General features: G+C 38.0%; 8 protein-coding genes and 1 tRNA gene. 7 read left to right on the forward strand and 2 right to left on the reverse strand.

Annotated features, from left to right (window positions below):
* Positions 1-84: 84 nt before the first annotated feature.
* From B2Z27_RS17360 to B2Z27_RS17375, 4 genes are all read left to right on the forward strand, one after another.
* Positions 85-17,994, forward strand: coding sequence for a T9SS type B sorting domain-containing protein (locus B2Z27_RS17360; protein ID WP_286814624.1), 17,910 nt, complete (start codon positions 85-87; stop codon positions 17,992-17,994).
* A gap of 21 nt (positions 17,995-18,015) precedes the next feature.
* Positions 18,016-18,963, forward strand: a complete 948-nt coding sequence (locus tag B2Z27_RS17365) for a PorP/SprF family type IX secretion system membrane protein (RefSeq protein ID WP_058105114.1) — start codon at positions 18,016-18,018, stop codon at positions 18,961-18,963.
* A 44-nt stretch (positions 18,964-19,007) separates the two neighbouring features.
* Positions 19,008-19,379: a dihydroneopterin aldolase gene (gene folB, locus B2Z27_RS17370; RefSeq protein WP_058104573.1), complete on the forward strand. Its 372-nt coding sequence runs from the start codon at positions 19,008-19,010 to the stop codon at positions 19,377-19,379.
* 98 nt (positions 19,380-19,477) lie between these two features.
* Positions 19,478-19,548 (forward strand) — tRNA-Cys (locus tag B2Z27_RS17375).
* Positions 19,549-19,618: 70 nt separating this feature from the next.
* Here the strand turns inward: B2Z27_RS17375 and B2Z27_RS17380 are convergent.
* Positions 19,619-20,017: a DoxX family membrane protein gene (locus B2Z27_RS17380; RefSeq protein ID WP_091607958.1), complete on the reverse strand. Its 399-nt coding sequence runs from the start codon at positions 20,015-20,017 to the stop codon at positions 19,619-19,621.
* Between the two features lie 6 nt (positions 20,018-20,023).
* Positions 20,024-21,184, reverse strand: coding sequence for an ATP-binding protein (locus B2Z27_RS17385; RefSeq protein ID WP_286814625.1), 1,161 nt, complete (start codon positions 21,182-21,184; stop codon positions 20,024-20,026).
* A gap of 124 nt (positions 21,185-21,308) precedes the next feature.
* Between B2Z27_RS17385 and B2Z27_RS17390 the strand changes: the two genes are divergently transcribed.
* The 3 genes from B2Z27_RS17390 to B2Z27_RS17400 all read left to right on the forward strand — a co-directional run bounded on the left by B2Z27_RS17390 (position 21,309) and on the right by B2Z27_RS17400 (position 25,266).
* Entirely contained in the window at positions 21,309-22,499 is a 1,191-nt protein-coding gene (locus B2Z27_RS17390) for a phosphoglycerate kinase (RefSeq protein WP_091607953.1), read from the forward strand.
* 117 nt (positions 22,500-22,616) lie between these two features.
* Positions 22,617-24,248: a LysM peptidoglycan-binding domain-containing protein gene (locus B2Z27_RS17395; RefSeq protein WP_286814626.1), complete on the forward strand. Its 1,632-nt coding sequence runs from the start codon at positions 22,617-22,619 to the stop codon at positions 24,246-24,248.
* A 13-nt stretch (positions 24,249-24,261) separates the two neighbouring features.
* On the forward strand, positions 24,262-25,266 hold the full coding sequence (locus B2Z27_RS17400) for a DUF4837 family protein (protein ID WP_058104569.1): 1,005 nt from the start codon (positions 24,262-24,264) through the stop codon (positions 25,264-25,266).
* Positions 25,267-25,308 lie beyond the last annotated feature (42 nt).

The raw sequence follows: 25,308 nt of genomic DNA on the forward strand, positions 1-25,308 counted from the left end.
TGTCGAGTGAAAGGAATGCTTCAACAATTTTAGGACATGACAAAGCTGACCACATTTTTAGATTTCAACAAACACATTTCTCTTATGGGAAAACATTACTCAAAATGTTTATTTTTCATTTTATTCTTGGTACTTGGTTTACAAACTGCGGTTGCTCAGGTTAAAAATGATTTTGATGTTCGTTACGAAGCGGATATTCGAGGTGAACTTACATTCATTGCTAACAACATTGTAAATAGAAGAATACCAGAGACCACAAGTAGACAATGGGTTTATAGAAATGGCAGATGGAGACGCGAAACTGTAACAATTCCTGAAGTTTCACCTAATGAACCACTTAACGCTACCGGAAGTTCTTCAGATTATAATGATAATTACGACATGCAGTATATTGATGTCGATAATGATAACAGCACATTCAGTTCTAGTAGTGCTAACTTAGAAATACCGGATGTTGATTGTTCATTGGTACGTTATGCAGGTCTTTATTGGTCAGCCGTTTATGTAAATCCAGATAGAAGTACTATTGATGATATTAAGTTTAGAACTCCAGGAGGAACTTACCAAGATATTACTGCAGATGAAATAATTTTTGATGGTAATGGTGATGTAGATTTTGGGTATTACAGTCCTTATGCAGCTTATAAAGATGTAACTTCTATAGTAGCTGGTTTAGGAAACCCAAATGGAGATTACTTTGTAGCAAATGTTAGAGCTAGTACAGGCAATAATATTTCAGGTGGTATTTCCGGTGGATGGAAAATGGTCATTGTATATGAAAACCCAAATTTACCGGGTGATAAATTCATCACCACTTTTGATGGTTATGCGGGTGTAAAATCCGGTGAAAGTATTGACATACCCGTAAACGGATTTACAACCTTGCCAGCACCTTTTCCTGTGTATGCAAATATGGGTGTTGCTGCCTTAGAAGGTGATAATAGAATTGGTGGTGATGCTTTGCAAATTAATGCCAACGGCTCTTTTACCACATTGTCAAATGGTCAAAACCCAGCAAATAACTTTTTTAATTCCAGTATTACTCAGTTCGATGCTCAGTATACCAATAGAAACCCTAATAGTGTAAATACACTGGGTTGGGATGTTGATCTTTTTGAAATACCTAATGGTGGTGCCAGTAATACCGTAATACCTAATGGTTCTACAAGTGCTATTTTAAGGGCAAGTTCTTCACAAGATAAGTATGATATCTTCTTTACTTCTTTTGATGTCGATATAATTGCGCCAAACATTGTTTTGGAAAAAAGAGTACAAACTCCAGGCGGTGTCGACATTACAGGTCAAGGGGTAAACTTAGGTCAAACATTGGATTATGTATTGACTTTTGAAAATATTGGTAATGATGATGGGGTCAACTATACCATTAGAGACGTATTGCCAGTTAACGTTTCTCCACCAGACGGACGTAGCTTTTTCAATGATACTGATTTTTCTTTTCCTGCACCTATATGTACGGGAACACCCAGAACATGTTATGAAATTACGTATACCTATGATCCAGCAAGCAGGGAAATAGTTTTTAATGTTCCGGATGTTTATGTTGAGGATGAAGATGGGGAATATTCAATTATTTTTAGAGTTCAAGTTGCTGAAAACTGTTTTGATTTTATAGACGCATGTTCAGATTTAATCGAGAACTTGGCTTATAGCTCATATAGAGGTGAAAACAACTCTGCCCAAGTTACAGATGACCCAAGTGTTACAGATTTTAATTCTTGTGGATTTGTTGTTCCGGGAGCTACCAATTTCCTATTGGATGATTTGTCCGATTGTAATTTTCAAAGAACCATAGAACTTTGTGGTACAAGTACTATTTTAAATGCAGGTGATGGTTTTGATTCCTATGTATGGTATAGAGATACAAATAGTAACGGTGAAATTGATGCTACCGATATTGAAATCAATGATGGTGATCCAGATAATGACCCAAGTACACAAGTAGTAACACTTGTTGGTCAATATATAGTAGATAAAATTGTTGCCGATCCATGTAAAGGGTTTAAAGAAATTATAAATGTAGAGCCATTTGGTTCGGGTAATTTACCAAACCCTGTTACGGAATACTTTAATGAAGTAAATGGTGATGCCGACCCTAGTAATGACATACCTGGCGAAATAGTTTTCTGTTCAGATGATAGCTCTTTTTTACCTAAAATTTTCCTGTGCGGTATTAACGATACCCAACCATTGGCTGTTAATATTGTTGATGCTCAAAGTGTTACTTGGGAGATTTTGGATGAAGGTAGTTGCGGTGTTACTGTTGGTGAGGATTGTGCCAACAGGGCCCTTACTTGTTCTTGGACAGAAGTAGGTACCGGTAGTAATTATTTATTAAATGCACCAGGTGAATATAGGCTATCCGTAGTGTATCAAAATGGATGTACTAGCAGTTTCTATTTCAAAGGTTTTCAGAACAATTTAGATATAGATTTTAATAATAGGGATATTGTTTGTGACACTGATGGTAATATTACCATTACAAATATTGGAGCGGGTTACGGTTATCAATTGGTAGATAATGACACTAATAATGTTATTGTTCCATTTAGTGCTAACAACGGTCCAAGTTTTGATTTTGCTTCTGGTGAGAACGGTTCTTATAGAGTTGAGGTTACTCAATTAGATACAAACGGTGATCCAATTCAAGATGCATGTATTTTTTCAACTCCGGTTATAGGTATTAGAGAAAGAGCGGTAACATATGACGTAAGTGTAACTCCAGAGACGTGTTTCAATTTAGGTACTATTACGCTTCAGATTACAGATGCTGATTCTCCATATGATTTTGAAATAAGACTAGATGATGGCACTAATGGTGGATTGGGTACATTAGTAGATAGCCAAAATGGTCATGCAGATAATAATTATCCTTTTACAGATGTAAGTGCCGGTAATTATATCGCCTATATTTCTACAGATGATGGATGTTCTTATAGTGAAGCGGTTACTGTTTTAGATGAGAACGATTTAGAACTTACCGCTAGTGTAGACCAACATATTACTTGTGAAGATGGTATTATTTCAATGAATGCTAGTGGTGGTAACCCAGATTACTCTTATGTAATTTGGAGCTATGTTGATGAGGGAGGAGCTACGGTTATTTCTTATTCTGATTTTGCGGATATTCCTGCAACCAATTTCCAAACAGAGACTACGTTCAATGTTTCTGGAGCTGGAGATTATGTTTTCTTGGTATTGGATAGAACAGGCTGTTATGTAGAATCAAATACGGTCTCTATAGAATATCACCCAACTGCAGATTTTGATCCAACTACTGTTACAGATGTACTTTGTTTTGGTGAAACTACCGGTAGAATTCAGTTTAATGTAACCAACCCTAATGGCTATACTTTAGATTTCGCATTATTTGATGATACCGATCAACCATTAGCAGATAACAGTACAGGTAGTTTTCCAAACTTGGCAGCAGGAAACTATAGAGTTGAAATTACCCAAACAAGGGGTACGGCAACTTGTATTTCAGAAGAAAGTTTTAGTATTGACGCACCAACGGCTGCAATTAGTGGTGATGCTATTTTGGTTCAAGATTATACCTGTTTACAAGAGGGTATTATTGAGGCACAAAATGTAATAGGAGGTACCGCACCATATTCATACAGTATTGACGGTATTAATTTTGTACCCGATACGACAGCAAATGCTAATCGTTTTGAAAACTTAACAGATGGTTCTTATACCATTACTATTAGAGATGCTAATAACTGTACTTTTGTAACCAATCAAATTGTTATTGATAGACCAAATCCACCAACGGATTTAACTATTACGGAATCTCAAATTACATGTCCTGCTGGAACATCTAACTTAACTGTTAACGCAATTAATGGTACAGCACCTTACGTATATACCATTACTGCATCTTCTGCCATTGATCCAACAAGTACCTCAGGAAATGAGGCTGTCTTTGAAGATTTGTCTCCAGATACCTATACGGTTAGGGTTACTGATGCGGATGGCTGTTTCTATGAAGAAAATTATACGATAAATGCAATCAATCCAATATCGGCTAGTGGAGAAACCACACAGCCTATTAGTTGTTTTGGAGCTGCAGATGGGGTTGTTAGGTTCAATGTAAATTTCCAAGCAGGTCAAAACTTCACATATACAATCACTGGTCCTACAGGTGGTGTTAGAACTGGTGGTACAGAAGCTGTCATTGACAACATCAATAACTTGGTTGCCGGTATTTATACCATAGACATTGTAGATACGGATACTAACTGTACCTATTCTGAAACACATGAATTGGAAGGTCCTGCTTCGGCGTTGACCATTTCTAACCTAACAGAAACACAACCTAGTTGTATAACAGATGGTAGTGTTAGTGTAACCGCAACTGGCGGATGGGGAAGCTATGTATATGAATTGAACAATCCAGATAATTCGGTTTTTGGGTCTAACTCAACAGGTTCTTTTACTGGTTTAACCCAGTCTGGTACATATAACGGTACGGTAACAGATGCTAATAACTGTAGCGTTCCGTTTACTTTTGACCTTAACCCTGCAACTGCTCCGGTATTGGTTATTACACCAAATCAAGATTGTTTTGATGATGCCGTGTTATTGACCTTGACCGCAAGTGTTTCTTCTGGTGGTGACGGTACTTTTGAATATAGTTTAAATGGCGGTCCTTTTAGTACAACCAATGTATTTTCTGATCTTTCAGCAGGAACATATACGGTTGAGGTAAGAGATGGTAATAATTGTACAGACACTGAAAGTATTACTGTAAATCCTGCACTTACGGTAACTGCAAGCGCAAGTAACATTACTGCCTGCGGCACCGATACCGATATTACCATTAGTGGTGCAGGTGGCGATGGTAATTATGTATATGCAGTAGTTGCTGACGGGGTTACCCCAAATGCCGGAGACTTTGATCCAAGTACTACTGTGACGGTTACCGGCGCAGGTAATTATGACGTTTACATTAGAGATAATAGCGGTAATGCTGATTTCTGTGAATCTAATTATGACATCACTATTGACCAAGATGATCCATTAGCATTATCTATTTCTAATACAGATATACTTTGTAGTGGAGAAAATCAATCTACTATAACAATAGTTGCTTCTGGTGGTGAGGCACCATATACCTATAGTATTAATAATGGGGCAAATTATCAAACTCCGAATACCTTTAATAACCTTGGTGCTGGCACGTACAATATTCGTGTTAGAGATGTAAATAATTGTGAGGTTGCCCAAGTGTATACCATTTCAGAACCATTTACACTTTCTGCATCGGCAGCGGTTACCCAATTAGTTGAATGTAACCCCGCAGATGGTGCTGAGGTTAGAATAACGAACGCTCAAGGCGGTACCGCCCCATATACCTACAGTTTTGATGGAGGTGGCTCTTTTGGCTCAGATGCAATAGGATACTTATTACCTGGATCGCACACGGTATATATTCAAGATGCAAATAACTGTACCTATCCAATGGATGTAACTATTGAACAAGCGCCAACACCTCCTAATGTTGTGCTTACACCAGAGGTTGATTATTCTTGTGACGGAACAGGTATCGTAACCATAACTCCAGATAATCCAAACTTAGATTATACATATTATCTTAACGGTACGATCAATTCCCCTGGAGATTCAAATGTATTTACGAATGTTCCTGTAGGTACACATACTATTGATGTTGATTATATAAGTAATACACCACCTGCAAGAAGCGTATTAATGCGCGAAGATTTTGGTACAGGTTCAAATATTTCTATACCTCAGATCGATACAACTTATTATTGTTATGAGTCTCAAGATGCCTCATTAGGCACATGTTCAGACACCAATTTCAATATAAACGATTTGCAGTATAGTGTAACTAGCACTATTGTTGCTCCTTTTGGAACGTGGGTAAGTCCTATTGATAATTCTGGAGACCCTAACGGAAGATATTTAGCGGTAAATGTTGGTGACCCAGGAGTAAATACCATAGTTTATAGCAAAACTGATATTGAGATTATACCTAACAGAGATGTTGAGGTAGAGTTAGATGTTATTAACTTAGTTAGACAAGGATCAGGTCTAATTAGACCAAATATATTAGTAGAGATAGTTGATCCATCTGGTAATGTAATTGATAGTGGTACAACAGGTTTAATTGATGAAAACACAGGAGCTAACGATTGGAGAAATATTAATATTCCACCTTTAGATCCAGGAACCAATAGTACTATTGATATTGTAATTAGAACAATTGCAACAGGAACAAACGGAAACGATGTTGCTATAGATAATATTCAAGCTTTTCAGAGTCCAGAACAATGTTCGCAAAGGGAATCAATTGACGTTATCATTGAAGATGGTAATGCATTTGAAGCTAGTCTTCTTTCTTCTGAAGATTTAGATTGTAATGGTGATAATTCTGGATCAATTACTTTTGAAGTAGATAACTATGGCGCAAGCGGATTTGAATATAGCTTAGATAATTTTATTAGTATTTTAGGTAGTACAACGGTATCGCCACAAACTATATCTGGACTTTCTGCAGGTACGTATAGAGTATATGTTAGAGACGCGGCGAGTTCTTTACCTGGTTGTACAACATTTTTTGATCATACTATTAATGAACCAACAGTTGTGGTTGCTGATGCAGACCTTTCACAAGAATTTACTTGTAATAATGGCGGAGCAGAAATAACAGCGAGTGCTACAGGTGGTACTCCAGGGTATGAGTACCAATTAGAAGATACTTCTGGCGGAATTATAACTGCATATCAAACGAATACAGTGTTCAATGGCTTATCGGCAGGAACATATAATATTCGTGCTAGAGATGCCAATGGTTGTTCAGATTTAATTGACACCCCAATTGTAGTTACGGCTCCGGAAACACCAGCTTTTACATTATTGGAAACAACGTGTTATAGTGGTGGTAATGATGCAACTATTGTTGTAGATGTTACCGCCGGTAATGGTGATTATCAGTTTAGAATCAATGGAGGAGCGTTTGTTACCCCTACTCCAATTGATGCAACCACATATACATTTACAGGTCTTTCAAATGGAACGTACACTATTGAGGTTACCGATGCTTATGGTTGTGATGCTCCTGCCCAAACCGTAACCATTGAACAACAAGTAACGGTCAGCGCAAGTGCAAGTACTATAACAGCTTGCGGTACCGATAGTGAAATTAATATTACAGCAGCAGGTGGTGACGGAAATTATGTTTACGCAGTAGTTGCTGATGGTGTAACGCCTACAGCGAGCGATTATTCAGCTACCAATCCGGTTACCGTTAGTGGTGCTGGGGATTATGATGTGTATGTTTTGGATAACAATGGAGCGGCAGATGCATGTCCTGCCATGTACGACATCAATATTGATCAAGATGCTCCAGTAGCTGCTGTACCAACAGTAGTAGATGTAACTTGTTTTGGTGGAAATGACGGTAGTATTTCTTTAGCCCCTAGTGGTGGTGAGGCTCCGTATACTTTTAGTATAGATGGCGGTGCAAACTTCGGGTCTGTAAGTTTATTCAATAATCTAACTGCAGGCACATATGATGTTCGAGTTAGGGATGTAAATAATTGTGAGCTAACGTTGTCTGTTGACGTAGATCAATTACCAGAAATTGTCGCTGAGAGCCAACAAACACAAGATTATACCTGTAATCAACTGGCAGAAATTTCGGTAGGTAGCATTACACCTACTGTGGGCGGTTCTGGTTCTTATCAATATAGCTTAAACGGTGGTTCTTGGACGACTGCTACCACAGGTGGTACGGTTTTCACAGGATTAACAGATGGTGCGTATACTGTGCAGGTTAGAGATGCAAATAATACAGGTTGTGTTGTTGACCTTCCAAATATTGTTATAGCTCCATTACCAACGGAACCATCTTTAAGTAGTAGTGTTACTTATAATTGTGACGGTACAGGAAATGTTACAATTCTTCCTAATGATGCTACATATACATACAGTATTGATGGCAATACGCCACAGACAAGCAATGTATTTAACAACACATCTGTTGGTCAACATACGGTTACCGTGGATTATGGTAGTGACTGTACAACAGATATTATTGTAAATGTTCAAGACGGTAATGCTTTTGAAGCTGCAATTCTATCTTTTGAAGATTTGGATTGTAATGCAGATAATAGTGGTACAATTACTTTTGAAGTCGATAATTTTGGAGCTGGTGGTTATGAATATAGCTATGATAGTTCTTTTGCAACTATAGCAGGTAGTGATACCGCAACAACACATCAAATTACTGGTCTAGCTGCCGGTACTTATATTATTTATGTTAGAGACGTAGATAACCCTATTGCAGGGTGTACGGTTCCTTTAACACAAACAATAACAGAACCTGCAGCACTTGTAGTTTCAAATACACCTGTTCAACCAACATGTGATGATGATGGTTCGGTAACTATTAATGTAACCGGTGGTACTTCAGCATATTCTTATGTAATAGAACTGCCAGACGGCTCCAATACGGCTGCACAAAGCACAGGGGTATTTACAGGTTTGGATCAATTAGGTTTACATACGATAACGGTTACCGATGCAAATGGCTGTACGGAAACGGATACATTTACATTAACCGCTCCTGTAGCTCCTGTAGCGAGTATTTTACCAAGTTCAGATGTATGTTTTGATTCTTCGGTTACCGGATCAGCTACTATAGAGGTAGGCGCATCAGGTGGAATGGCACCTTACACTTACAGAATTGGAACGGGTGCATATAGAGCATCGAACAGTTTTACAAGTCTTACCCCAGGTAGTTATACTTTTGAGATTAGAGATGCCAATGGTTGTACAGATACGGTAACTTTTGATGTTGAACCTCAATTAACGGCGAACCTTACACTAACAAAAGATTTGGATTGCTCGGTATCGCCAGATGCAACTATGGATTTACAGATTGCTGGTGGTTATGCTCCTTATACTTATGAGTTAGATGTAAATAGTGGTGGTTATACCGCTTTTACGGGAACATTTCCATATACCACTTCTACAGCAGGTACGTATAGGTTTAGAATAACTGATAATCAAGGTTGTACAGCTGTTTCTAATATAGTTACGGTTACACCAACAGTAAACCCTGTTGCAACTGAAACCGTTACCAACCCTACGTGTTTTGGAGATACCAATGGTATCGTTGAAATCAATGTGGATCCTAACTTTGGTTCATCACCTTATGAAATTAGTTTTGCCGGCAGTGCCTTTACAAGCCAAAGGGTTTACACAGGTTTGGCCGCTGGTACTTATAATTATATAGTTAGAGATTCTAAAGAATGTACGTATAATGGTAGTGCAATTGTTGTTGATCCAGTATTGTTTGATGCAAATGTTGTAGCAACAGACGTTAGTTGTGGTCCTTCTGGTGATATTCCAGGTAGTATTGAAATTACAATTACAAGTGGTGGGGTCCCTAATTTTACATACACCCTATATGATAATCTTAATAATGTTGTTCCTACGACAGGACCAAACCCTGTGGTAAATACGACAGCAACTACAGTAACTTTTGACGGATTGGCTTTCGGAGACTACTATGTTCGTGTATTGGATGCCAATGGTTGTGAGTATTATGAGAATCCGGTTAGGGTTTTGTCTAGTCCATATTTATCGGTTGACCCGGTTTTAATGCCAGTTAGTTGTATTGCTGGTGGTACCGCTGAACTTACCGCAAGTGGAGGTTCAGGAAATTACGATTTTACTATTTATGGTACAGGTACCGCACCAGATGCTGAGGCGGCGGGTGCTACAGCTGATGAGGAAGTTGCAACATACAACGGACTAAACCCTGGTGCTAGTTATGTTTTTCAAGTGATCGACACGACAACAGGATGTTCTAGTTTTGTTGAAGTTGATATTCCTAATGTATCTGCTATTGATGTAGTTGCAGATCCAACGGTAACAGATGTTTCTTGTTATGGAGATACAGATGGGTCTATTTCTTTCCAGTTTGAAGAATATGATCCTAATGTAACTACTATAAATTATGAAATAAGAGAAAGCATTAGTAATACACCATTAGGTGGAGCATATTCAGGTAGTGTTACAGGTCCAATAGGTCCTGGTCCAACACCGTTGGAAACGGTTTCAAACATTCCTCCTGGAGATTATGTACTATTTTTCCAAGAAGCAGCTACTCCTGAGTGTACAAATACTTTCGAATTCAGAATTTTAGAGCCTAATCCGGTGACTTTGACCTTGGTGGATCAAAATAACGGTTACTGCTCTGAAGATGCTAATGTAACCGTAATTGCAGGCGGTGGAAATGGCTCTTATACGTATGCCTATGTTGAAAATGGTGTTCCTCCTGTTGCTGGTGATTATGTTACTAATAACTATGCGGAACTAGATCCTTCAGTTAATACAGAATGGGATATTTATGTGATGGACGGTAACGGTTGTTCTACGGCACTACCATTGGATGTTACTATTGCAGATGACCCAACACCGGCTATTTCTGGTGTCGTAATCAACCAATGTACGGCAGATGAAGGTGACTTTATTATAGAAATTACTTTGGACGGAGAAGGTATTCAACCTTATACTTTGAGTATAAATAGCGGTTCTTACCAATCATCTACGTTGACCACTGCAGGCTCAACACATCAGTTTACAGATTTAAGTTCTGGAAACTACACCGTTCAAGTTCGTGATTTTAACGGTTGTGGAAATGTAGAGACGATCGAAATTTTTGCACCGACAGCTATTACAGCTGAAGTTACTACCCAACCTTCATGTACGGAAGGCGATGGAGAAATAGTAATTACGGCATATGGCGGATCTACATTCTATGAATATGAATTATTCGATAATGGCGGAGTTAGTGTAACTGGAAGCCCTCAACCTTCACCTATTTTTACAGGATTAGATTCAGGCATTTATACAGCTCATGTTTATGATACGGTTTTGGGTGGTTGTACTGCACAAACAGACGTAGAATTAGAGTTGGCAACCCCTGTTTTATTTACGACAGATATAACAGATGTAACTTGTTTTGGAGCAACAGATGGTTCTATAGTGGCCATTTTAGATGCATCTATGGATAACCCACCGTACGTTTATCAGTTATTTATTGAAACCGCGCCTTCGGTGTTAACTCCTGCAAGTGCCCCTCAAACAACAGGAACATTTACAAATTTAGCCGCAAATGATGATTACGTTGTTAGGGTAATTTCTGGTCGTGGTTGTGAATTAGAGGTAGATAGTCCTGTAGGTACTCCGTTACAAATTGCAAATGTAAATGCAGATGTTGTTGAATTTGGTTGTACAGCTGGTAACAATTCAAACAATGCAACAATAACCGTAGATACGGCAGCAATTACAGGAGGTAGCAATACCTATGTAACTTACGAATTTATTGATAGCAGCTCTGCTGTTGTTCAGTCTGGATCATCTAATGTTTTAACGGTTACCGATAGAACGGGTGAAACATATACCATCAATGTTTATGATGATAATGGATGTTCCGGTAGCACTACGGCTACTGTGCTTCCGTATGATGAATTAACAGGAGCAACGGCCGCGGTGACCAATACGGTTACTTGTGCGCCTGGTGCTGATGGTGAAATTACCGTAACGGCAACTTCTACAGCTAGTGATAGTTCTAAATACGAGTATAGTATTGATAATGGTGTTACATACCTTTCTACCAATGTTTTTGGCGGATTGTCTGCTGGAAACCATAACTTCTTGATAAGACATACAGATACGGGTTGTATTATAACTGCTTCGGCTAGAATTGAAGAGCCAAACACGTTTACGATTGATGTTGTTAAAACAAGTGATGTTATTTGCTTTGGAACAAATACCGGTGAAGTAACTTTTGAATTGATAGATGCTACATACAGCACAGGTTTTGATTGGGAAATTTTCCGTACAGATAATACTTCTGTTCTTAGTGGTTCTGAAGCTGCGAACGGTCCTACACCAATAATTAATTTAGGTGTTGGTGAATACTATGTTTCTATTTCACAAACTAACAATCCATTCTGTACCAATGTTGAATTTTTCAATATTGCAGGTCCAGATGCAGCTATTACGGGTAATACAGTAGTAACTGATATTACTTGTCTACCAGGAAATGATGGCAGTATAACCATTACCGATGTTGTAGGTGGATGGGGTGGCTACTCCTATTTTGTTGGCACAAGTGCTCCTGCAACTACAGATTTTGTAGCTAACGCTACTTTTGATTCGTTACCTGCTGGTACATACCAAGCTTGGGTTCGTGATGCTGAAGGTTGTGAGCAATTAATACAAGATAATATTGTACTTGATGTTCCAGACCCAATTGCGGCAACATTAGCAGTAAACATAGAAAATTGTACAAACTTACAGGGAGAAATAGAAGTTAGTGTACCAACTGGCGGTCAAGGAAGTAACTATACCTACCAATTGGTAATGAACGGGTCTAACTTCCGTGCTCCACAGAACACTAGAGTTTTCTCAGGTTTAGGTGCCGGAGCATATGAAGTGATCATTACAGATCAATGGGGATGTACATTTACAACTGCTCCAGTAGAATTATACGAACAGTTAAGTGCAACTACTACGGTAGACAAGGCTATTGATTGTACGGGTACACCAGGAGGTACTATCACTATCAATGTAACCGGTGGTTCATCAAACTTAGAGTTTATAATGACACCTCCAACAGGTGCTGCGGTTACGCAAACCAATAATGCAACATTTACGGATTTAACCGTTGATGGAACGTATAGTTTCTTAATAAGAGATTTAGATACTACAAATCCTGTTTGTGAAATTACGGTAACGCAAGAGTTGGCTCCTGCTATTCAACCTGTTTTTACAGATTCGCATATAGATATTACTTGTTTTGGAGCTAACGATGGTTCAATCACTTTGACACAAGTTGAAAACGGAGTAAATCCGTTAACATTTACGATATCTCCAGTAGCAGGAACATTCAATGCAAGTAACAATACATTTGAAGGCTTACCTCCAAATACATACGTTGTAACGGCAACAGGAACTAACGGTTGTACTACGGCATCAGGTAACATTGTAATAGACGAACCTGCAGTAATATCGAACATAGATACTACAGTTGTAGAATTCGGTTGTACTGCTGGTAATAATCCTAACAATGCTACAATTACAGTTGACGAGACTGCCATTACCGGTGGTAGCGGTAACTATGTAATCTATGAATTTGTGGATAGCAGTTCGGCTGTGGTACAATCTGGTGCATCAAATGTATTAGTGGTTACAAATAGAGCAGGTGATACTTATACCATCAATGTTTATGATGATAAGGGTTGTGCTGGTAGCACAACAGCTACTGTTCTTCCTTTTGATGAAATTACCGATATAGACGCTTCGGTTTCAAATACGGTTACATGTGCTCCTGGTAGCGATGGCGAAATTACGGTAGTGGTGACATCTACTTTAAGCGACCCAACTAGGTTCCAATATAGTATTGATAATGGTGCCAACTACCAAACTTCTAACGTGTTCGGTAGTTTGTCTGCGGGATCGTATACGATATTGGCAAGACATATTGATACGGGTTGTGTGGTTTCTGTTGCAGAAACTATAGAAGAGCCAAACACATTTACTATCGATGTTGTTAAAACAAGTGATGTAATTTGTTTTGGAACTGATACGGGTGCTGTGAACTTTGAATTAATTGATGCAACCTACCCTGGCGGATTTACTTGGACTATTTATGACACTGAGGGAACATTAGCAGATACTAGTGATGACACGGTTGTTATTTCTGGTTCAGAAGCAACAACAAATGGACCTACAGCAGATATAGACTTATTTGCAGGTAGTTACTATGTTTCTATTACACAAGACAACAACCCGTTCTGTACAAATACAGAAGCATTTACTATCAACGGTCCTTTAGCTGATATTACAGGAAATACTGTAGTAACTGATATTACATGTGCACCAGGAAATGATGGTTCAATTACCATTACCGATGTTGAAGGTGGTTGGGGTGGTTATACGTATTTTGTTGGTACAAGCGCTCCTGCAACTACAGATTTCGTAGCTAACGCTACTTTTGATTTGTTACCTGCTGGTACTTACCAAGCATGGGCTCGTGACGCTGAAGGTTGTGAGCGATTAATTCAAGACAATATTGTACTTGATGTTCCAGACCCAATAGCAGCAACATTAGATGTAAACATAGAGAACTGCACCAACTTACAAGGAGAAATTGAAGTAAGTGTGCCTACTGGCGGTCAAGGAAGTAATTATACATACCAATTAAGATTAAACGGTACTGATTTCCGTGCACCACAAAACACTAGAGTATTCTCAGGTCTTGGTGCTGGTAGTTATGATGTTACTATTATAGACCAATGGGGCTGTACTTTTACAACTAATGCGGTGGTACTTTATGAACAAATGGATGTTTCTACGACAGTAGATAAGTCTATTGATTGTACGGTGACTCCGGGTGGAGAAATAACGGTTAATGTAACCGGTGGTTCAACAAACCTTGAGTTTGAAATGAATACTCCATTAGGTTCTGTGGTAACTCAAACAACAGGTGTGTTTACAAACTTAACAGAGGCTGGAACATATACTTTTGTGGTTAGGGATTTAGATACGACAAATCCAGTTTGTGAAAGAACGGTAACTCAAGTTCTAGATGCTCCAGTAGACCCTGTATTATTAGATGCAACTATTGTTAATGTAAGTTGTTTTGGGGATAGTAACGGTAGTATTAGAGCCAATATTGATCCGGCAACAGATGATAATCCTATTTATCAGTATGAATTATATGATATTGCAGATTTGGTAACGCCAATTGTGCCAGCTCAAAACGATCCGTTGTTTACAGGTTTAGCTGCAGGAGAATACCAAGTAAGAGTAATATCTAGTAGAGGCTGTGATGCTGTTAAGAATGAAACCATTACTCAACCAACGCAATTAACCGTTTCTGCAACAGCAACAGAATTTAGTTGTGCGGCAGATAATAGTGTAAATACTGCGACTATAACAGCTACGGCTGGTATAGGTACAGGAACCGCACCATACTTATACAGTATTGATAATGTTATTTTCCAAGCGTCAAATACATTCAATGTTACGGACGATGGAAGCGTACAAACCATAGATGTTTACGTAAAAGATGCCAATGGTTGTACCACTTTCGATACCGTTACAATTCAACCTATAAATACATTTACGGCTACAGTAGCTCAAGATGTCGCAATTACATGTACAAACGATGAGAGAATAACAATTTCAGTAGTTGATAATGGTTTGGCACATAACTATGGTTATGAGTTGTTACCAATTGGTAATGCCACAGGTACTTTGGTTAGTACAACAGCAGCATCTGCAACTTACGATTTAAATACTGTTGGTTCCTATGTATTTAGAGTTACAGATTTAGATACAGGTTGTTATGTTAATACGGCAAGTTATACGATTGCTCCGTTCGATTTTATAACTGCTACGGCAACGGCTATAACAGAAGTTACATGTTTTGGTGATACCAATGGAAGTTTGGAAATTGATATTGATGGGTATACCGGAAATTACACTTATGAAGTGTTCAACGCCGCAGGAGCATCGGTTATAGCAGCAACTGCTTCGGATACCAGTGTTAATCCAAGAACAATAACAGGGTTATCCGGTGGTAGCTATTATGTTACCATTACAGAAACAGATGTTCCCTTTTGTTCTGAAGATACAAATATGGTGACTATAATTTCTCCGGATAGACCACTGAGCGGTGTGATAACGCCTTTGGCAGAAGCTACTTGTACAGATGATCAAGGGGTTATTAGAGTTGAAATAGAGGGCGGCTATAGTCCTTATGATATTGTATTGACCAACACTACAACCGGTGATGTTTATACCATGGACGATGTAAATGAAGGAGTCTTTACAGATTTAGCTGCGGGTGCTTTCACAATAAGCATTACCGATGATGCCGGATGTATTGTAAATTATACTGAAACATTAACGCCAGCAACACCTATAGTGGCTAATGCAACTCCGCTTGTAACAGACCTAGCTTGTTACAGTGATACAGGAGCGGTTGTAACTGCAAATGTAACAGGTGGCGGTAGTGGAAATTATAGCTATCAGTTGAATTTCTATAATGAAACCGGTACTACGATTACTACAACGACTGGTGTACAAACCAATCCTAATTTTACGGATCTAGGCGCAGGTTTCTATAGCGTTACCGTAGTCGATGGGTGGAACTGTGATACCACAACAAATGTTGTTGAGGTAAGAGAGCCAACAGAAGTACAGGCAAGTTTAATTAGAACAGATGCATTGACCTGTACTACTGGTGCTGAGTTTGAACTTACTGCCACAGGTGGTAGCGGAACATATGAGTATAGCGTTGATAACGTCAACTTCTTGCCTATGACCAGTAATCCGTTAGGGTTACCTGAAACAGGTATGTATCCTGCCGGTAGATATCAATTCTATGTACGTGATGCTATTAACGGTTGTGAGTCTGCAGTTTCAAATGCAATTACAGAAAGTGAGATTCCTGCTTTAGAATTAACCGTTGATACCTCTGCTGCGGTACTGAACTGTACAGGTGAAAGCACGGCTATCATTTATGCAACTGCCGATGGCGGATTAGGTAACTACCAATATGAGTTGTTTACAGATAGTTCTTTAAGCGTAGCTTCTAGAATTGCCGGTCCACAATCTCAAGGTGTGTTTAGAGATTTGGGAGCAGGTACGTATTATGTAACTGTAGTTAGTGATGATTGTACAACAACACCAGAAGAGGTTATTATTGTAGAACCTACACCGCTTTCTTATACAGACAATGTTGTTGATATTACTTGTGAAGGAGAGAACAACGGTGAAATAACGGTTACATTATCTGGAGGAGCAGGTGGTTATCAATATGCAATTTCACCAAATCTGAACCAATTCTATGATGAAAACACGTTTACAGAATTGGGTCCTGGAGAGTATACTGTTATAGCTCAAGACCAAAATGGTTGTTTTGAATACTTAACGTATACTATTTCTGAACCATCAAGTTTGGTTGTTGAAGTAGAGACTACACCGGAAATTTGTGTTGATAGTCAAGATGGTACTATAATTCTTGATATATCAGGAGGTACGGCACCATATAGTACAGCGTTGAATTCTAATAGCGATGAAGATTTTGTACTGAACAGAACTGAATTCTATGATATGGCAGCAGGTAATTACATCATTGTAATTAAAGATGCCAATGGTTGTGATACCAATGTTGTAGTTGATATTGAATCGGGAGTAAACCTTAATGCAACGGTAATTCCTGTTTACGAATGTTCGGGTAATGTGCCAGATAATTTTGTGAACATCACATTAGAAGATGATAGTGTAATTGGAGATGTGTTATACGCAATAGATTCTGTGGACCCTGCAGACCTTCAATTGAATCCTGATTTTAGAAACTCGGCACCGGGCAACCATTACATTACTATTGCCCATGCTAACGGGTGTTTTGTAACTATTGATTTTGTTATTGAGGATTTTGAGCCATTGACTCTAGCATTGGAACAAAATAACATGAACGAAATAACAGCTGTTGTTGAAGGTGGTAGAGAAGGTTACACCTATTATTTTGATGGAATAGATAATGGCGATAGCAATACCTTCTATATTACTAGAACAGATACCTATGAAGTTCGTGTTGTTGATGAGAATGGATGCTCAAGGGTAGCAAATATATTTATGGAGTTTATAGACGTGGAAATACCTAATTTCTTTACCCCAGATGGAGATGGGCAGAACGATTTATGGATCCCAAGAAATATTGAGCAATACCCAGAAATACTAATAAAAATATTTGATCGTTATGGTAGAGTGGTTTCTGAACAATCTGTTGATTCTGAAGGTTGGGACGGAACATATTTAGACAATGAATTGCCAACGGGAGACTACTGGTACGTAGTTAAACTAAATGGCGATAGAGACGAAAGAGAATTTGTTGGACACTTTACCCTATACCGTTAAAAACTTAACCTAAAAATGATGATGCGGAACAGTCTATTGACACTGGTATTATTTATAAGCGTGCTCACCGCAAGAGGGCAAGAGCTTACTATACCTCAATTATCTCAATATCTTGCCGATAACCCCTTTGTAATGTCCCCAACTTACGCAGGTATCGGTGACCATGTTAAAATAAGATTGAATGGTCTTACCCAATGGGTAGGTATTAAAGATGCGCCAGATACCCAATCTCTTGCAGCAGATATGCGAATAGGAGAAAAATCGGGTATTGGTATGGTCTTGTATAATGATAGTAATGGTGAAACCAAACAACAGGGTGCAAGATTATCATTTGCACACCATTTGACTTTAGATCGTTATGATGATGAGTTTTTATCTTTTGGATTGTCTTACAACTACAATCAATTTAGAATAGACAATTCTAATCCAGATTTAATTGCGGACCCGGCGTATGTTGGAGATAAGGCTACCACCAATCATAACTTTGACATTGGTGTATTGTATAGGTACGATAAGTTTTATTTCAGTGCCAACGCATCAAACATTTTAGATAAGGATCTAAGTAATTTTAATGAATTATATGAGCCTAATAGATTAAGAAACTACTATATCTATACCGGATATAGATATATGAAGAAAAGAACTAGTAAAGTAGAAGTAGAGCCTTCTGTATTGTTTCAGTTATTTGAGAGTGATGGTAGATCGGTTACAGATCTAAACTTAAAGTTCAGGTTTTATGATTTTGAAGATTACTTCTATGCTGGGGTGAACTATCGTTTCTTGAACGATCAAATAGGAAACCCTCTTTACATAGCTCCTATTGCAGGTTTAAAGAAGAGTAATTTTTACTTCGGGTATTCTTATCAGGTAATTTTAAACGAACTTCTTGGCTATAGTTCAGGTACACACGTAATCACCTTAGGGGTAGATTTATTTCAAGGGATCAGTAATTGTCGTTGTACGTACTAAAGCTACAGGGAGATTCATTAAATTTGTACTCCAGAATATAAGTAATGGGTAAAGTACAATTAGAGAATATAAAAGCATACGCCCATCATGGGTGCTTGCCACAAGAAACCAATATTGGCAGTGATTATTTGGTCAACGTTTCCGTAGATACGAATTTATTAAAAGCTTCGGTCACCGATGAATTAAAGGACACGGTAGACTATGTTCATATCAACAGAATTGTAAAGCAAGAAATGGCAATACCATCAAAATTGTTGGAGCATGTTGCCAAAAGAATCATTGATAGAATTTTTATTGAATTGCCTACCGTAGACACTGCAATGGTATCTGTTTCCAAGATCAATCCGCCCATTAACGGAGATGTAGAAAAGGTAACCGTATCATTGAATTTGCAACGTGGTCAATTGGTAAACTAGAATCATCCACCTTAAATATTATAATTTACTACAATTTCTTGGTTGTGAATGCAGCTTAGATTGGTATAAATTGTTTATTTTTGCTCTCGCTAAAAAAGGGCATCGTGGCCGAGTGGCTAGGCAGAGCTCTGCAAAAGCTTGTACAGCGGTTCGAATCCGCTCGATGCCTCAAAAAAACCCTCCAACTTGGAGGGTTTTACTTTTTTAATAAATGAACCTTTTTTATAGGCTATACTTCGTTAAGATTGTAGCAAAAACACCAATAATATTGTAGGTATAAAATAAACGGCAATAGTTTTAGCTCCTTCGTAATCCTTGGCCACACGTTGCCCAAATAGCAACATTAAAAGTGTTATACTTGATAATACTGCGCCATACATTGCAAAAGTGGTATTACCAGAACTCAAAATTTGGTAAATGCCAATAACGCATAAAAGTCCTGCAATAACTTCTGTAACCAAAATTATCCCAACCAGCAGAGGAACACTATTTTTAAACGGGGTTTTAGAAAAATGCTCTTTAAGCCATGAAACATTTCCGTTCCAATCGGTAATTTTATCAAAACCACTTTGTAAAAAGGTAATGATTAAAAATAATAGCAATAAAACTTCTGTAGCGTTGTTCATTAATATCTCCATTTAGGTTTATTTAAGTTCGGTCTTTTTTTTGTGAAGTAACCGTGTAAGCTTAATAGATAGATCGGTAAATATAATTTTTGAGTTACCGTTACGCTCCACATGGTAAATGGCATCTTCCAATTCTTTGGTAATGTCAAGAATATTATTCTCGTGAACAAAGGGAGCAAATTTATTCAATTGAAACCCTTCTGCATGTATTCTTAAATAAGCTAGTTCTTCTGCACCATAGTTGATCATTAGGGCTTGCCGCATAACAGTAATGCAATAACTTAAAAAGTTTTTCTGTGTTTCCCTACCTGTTTTCGCTACTTCTTCACTCCACAATAAAAGATCATGAATTGCGGCTTTATTACCTTTTGCCTTAAACGCAGTTCTAACCCATTGTACAAACCAATTTTCAAAAACCAGATCTTCAGAATCTTTATTTAAAAGATCTAGGGCCTTGTTGAAATTTCCATTCGCCTCATGTGCCAAAAGCATAGCTTCTGGTTTATTGGCTCCCTTTTCAACTAATGCCGTAGCAATGGCATCTTCTGCTAAAGGAGGAAAATGTACTACTTGACATCTAGATTTAATGGTCTGTATGATCTGTTCCTCATCTTCGCAAAGTAACAAGAAAATAGTTTTTTCTGGCGGCTCTTCAAAAAGTTTCAATAATTTGTTGGATGCGGCGGTGTTCATCTTTTCTGCCATCCAAATGATCATGACTTTGTAGCCTCCTTCGTATGATTTTAAAGAAAGCTTTTTAACAATGTCCTGAGCTTCGTCTACTCCTATTTGCCCTTGTTTTTTTTCAATTTCTATATGTCTGTACCAATCGAATAAATTGCCATAAGGCTGCTCCATGATAAATTCACGCCACTCTTTCATATAGTGGTTGCTCACTGCATGTGATTTTACTTTGTTAGAATTGGAGACCGGAAAAGCAAAATGTACATCTGGGTGGGCAAATGATTTAAATTTTAGATTACACGCTTCATTACCACCATTGTTTTCGCCATTGGAGTTTTGACATATTATATATTGGGCGTAAGCCAAAGCCATAGGCAACAGTCCGCAGCCTTCTGGACCCACAAATAGTTGCGCATGGGGTATTCTACCAGCATCTGCACTTGAAGACAGATGATTTTTGATATGGGAAAGCCCTAAAATTTCTTTGAATAACATAGATTCAAATATAGTTGTTTATAGCACAACAAATTTAAGGGTATTGAGTGTAAATTATCCTTATTAGCACTTTATCACAAACCTTTTAATCTTTACATTTGTTAACTAACAAAAGGATAAATAGATGAAAGTATTAAATGACTTTAATTTTGAAGATAAAAAGGCGTTAATAAGGGTAGATTTCAATGTACCACTTAACGAAAACTTTGAAGTAACCGACACCAATAGAATTGAGGCTGCAAAACCTACAATTATAAAAGTGTTGGAAGATGGTGGTAGTGCCGTTCTTATGAGCCATTTAGGTAGACCAAAAGGAGAACGCAATCCAGATTTATCATTGAGCCATATTGTAGATGCAGTATCTGAAATTATTGGTGTTGCCGTTAAATTTGTTAGTGACTGTGTTGGTGATGAAGCTGAAAAAGCCGTTGCGGAATTAAAGAACGGAGAAGTACTTTTATTAGAAAACTTAAGATACTATAACGAAGAGGAAAAAGGTGATGAAGGTTTTGCTGAAAAACTTTCCAAACTTGGTGATATTTATGTCAATGATGCTTTTGGTACTGCGCACCGTGCTCATGCATCAACTACAATTGTTGCTAAATTTTTCCCAGAAGCTAAATGTTTTGGCTATTTGTTGGCAAAGGAAATAGATGCTATTGAGAAAGTTATGGCTACTGGTGAAAAACCTGTATTAGCTATTCTTGGTGGTGCAAAAGTATCTTCTAAGATTACGATTATAGAAAACATTTTAGATAAAGTAGATGATTTAATTATCGGTGGGGGTATGACTTATACCTTCATTAAGGCTCAAGGTGGTAAAGTTGGAGATTCTATTTGCGAGGACGATAAAATGGATCTTGCAATGGAAATTCTTGAAAAAGCAAAACAGAAAAATGTAAACGTCCATATTCCTGTAGATGTGCTTGCTGCCGATGATTTTGATGCAAATGCAAACACCCAAATAGTGGATGTAGACAAAATTCCTGATGGTTGGCAAGGTTTAGATGCCGGACCTAAAACCTTAGAGATATTTAAAAACGTCATTTTAAATTCTAAAACCATTCTTTGGAACGGACCGATCGGTGTGTTTGAAATGGAGAAATTTGCCGGTGGTACCATTGCAGTTGGTAATTATATTGCTGAAGCTACAAAAGCGGGAACATTCTCGTTAGTAGGTGGTGGAGATTCAGTTGCTGCCGTTAAACAATTTGGCTTTGAGGACAAAGTTAGCTATGTATCAACAGGCGGAGGGGCAATGTTAGAAAGTTTAGAAGGTAAAACCTTGCCAGGGATCGCTGCAATATTAGCGTAGTCAGGGCGTTATCGACAAACGGTATATAACGAAAATTTGTGCATTTTAAGAGAATATATTTTATTCTCAGTAAAAAATGTACGATTTTCGTTTGTTCCGTTAAGATATTTTTGCCCCATGATGAATAAAATAACCTATAATTGTTTTTGTTTTGGATTGGCACTGTTTCCTATTATAGGTGCTGCCCAACAAAAAGAGACCGGCACTACGGTACAAGACTCTTTACAAAGTAATTTAATTGTAGCTCAAGATTCTACAGATAGTGTAGTACCATTAGAGCAACTGAAAATAGTTAAAAGCTCCAATACAGAGTCCTTGGCATTGTTTAAGCCAACGGAATCATCCACCTATAACCTTCAAGACAATGCACTTGCTGCAAAGTTTGATAGTCTTTGGATGAAAGAGCTTGTAGATGCCGCACCACTTTTCAACGAAATGTACCAAGAGGTACTAACGGAACCAGATACAACAACGACTTTTGTTTTGGACCTACCTACCGATACTTTAAGGATGCGGTTGGCTAGAATGAACGAAAGAACACCGTTCAACATTGAATATAACTCATCATTGGAAAGCGTAATAAAATCTTTTCTTACCAGAAAAAGAGATTTAATGGAACGCATGCTTACCATTAGCCAATTTTACTTTCCTTTATTTGAACAGGAATTTGACAATAAAAATATTCCATTGGAGATGAAGTATTTGTCAATCGTAGAATCTGCATTGAACCCCAAAGCACGTTCTAGGGTAGGGGCAACGGGATTGTGGCAGTTTATGTACGGTACCGGTAAAGAAATGAAGCTTAATATCAATAGTTATGTTGATGAACGTAGCGATCCTATTAAGTCTACCGCAGCTGCCGCCAATTATCTTAATAGATTGCATAGAATTTATGATGATTGGGATTTGGCTTTAGCAGCGTATAACTCTGGTCCAGGAAACGTAAACAAAGCTATTCGTAGAAGTGGCGGACAACGAAATTATTGGAATATTCGAAGAAATCTACCACGTGAAACGGCGGGGTATGTTCCTGCTTTTCAAGCTACCATGTATATATTTGAATATGCCGAGGAACATGGTCTAAGATCTAAAAAAGTGGATCGTGCCTATTTTGAAACAGATACTGTTCATGTTAAAAGCCTAATAACATTTGATCAAATTTCTGAATTGGCAGCTATTGACAAGGAGGAATTAAAAATACTTAACCCGCATTACAAATTAGATGTTATTCCTTTCGTAGAAGGAAAACCTAACGCATTGAGGTTGCCCGTACGAGAAATGGGAAAGTTTGTTGCTAATGAAGAAGCAATTTATGCCCATGTAAAAAATGAACTTAAAGAGAAAGAGAGCATTGTTGCTGAGATTCAAAAACAAGCAGAACAGAACAGTATTCGATATCGAGTAAGAGATGGCGATTTTCTTGGTAAAATAGCAGAACGTTATGGTGTACGTGTAAGTCAACTAAAGCAATGGAACGGTTTGCGAAGTAATAATTTACGCATAGGCCAAAGATTGACCATTTACCCACGAAAAAAACCTACTTCATCTGTTAAACCTAGGGAAACCCCTACTAGAACTGCGGTTGCCAACAATTCAAAAATTCATGAAGTAAGAAGTGGAGACTCATTATGGACCATTTCTAGAAAATATCCTGGGGTTACTATTGAAAATTTGCGAAAATGGAACGGTATTAGTGGTAACAATTTAAAACCTGGCACAAAATTAAAACTGTGCGACTGTTCATCGTAAATTAAAACACCAAATGAAAAAAAGAATATTACTTTGTTTTTTAGCAACTTTAGGATTATCAATAGCTTGTAAAGAAGAAGGCAAGGCAGATTATTTACCAGAATCTGTAGGTGCCATGAATACGCTTACGGTTGTAATTGATAATGATTTGTGGAATAGTAACGTAGGCGATGCCATACGAGAAAATTATACGGCAGCGGCACAGGGCTTAACATGGGACGAGGCGCTTTTTAGCGTAACCCAAATTCCCCAACAGATATTTAGTGGCGCAATACGTAATACGAGTTCTGTATTATATGTTATGGAAGACACTCTGAACATTGCCCACATGAAATCTAACATGTATGCCAAACCGCAAAAGGTAGGTGTTATTAAGGGGCATAATAAAGAAGAGCTTATTGAGAATATCAATAAAACGGCAAAAGAATTTATAGCGGAATATAAAGCTTTGGAAATTGGTAAGGCTCAAAAACGTTTTGAGAAATCATTGAATAAGGAAAAGGCTCTTGAAGATAAGTTTAATATTTCAATGAAAATTCCTTCCATTTATAGAGTAGGTAGAGAAGAGGATAATTTTGTATGGATCGATCGCCAAATTCAAAAAGGGAACATGAATATTATTGCGTATACCATGCCTTGGGACAGCTTTAAGAACGATTCTACCTTTGTTCAAGACATTGTTAAGATGAGAGATTCAATAGGCGGTCTTTATATTGGCGGGGAAGATGTACCCGGTAAAAAGAACCACATGATAACGGAGAAGGCTTTTTCCCCATATGTCTTTCCTGCTGAGGTTTCTGGTAAAAAGGCAGCAGAGGTAAGGGGAATCTGGGAAATGTCTGCCTACCCTATGGCAGGACCATTTTTGACCTATATTATAAATGATAAGGAGAACAACCGTAAGTTGGTCTTGGAAGGCTTTGTTTTTGCACCGGCTACTAAGAAAAGAGATTATATGTTCGAGTTAGAGGCGATATTGAAATCGGTTCAATTCAATGTAGGAGATCAAAAGAACTAATTTCCATTTCATTATGATTGAGTCGTCCTGAAATAGGTTGAC

Source organism: Maribacter sp. UBA3344, assembly GCF_002362375.1.
In the GTDB taxonomy this organism is placed as follows: Bacteria; Bacteroidota; Bacteroidia; order Flavobacteriales; family Flavobacteriaceae; genus Maribacter; species Maribacter dokdonensis.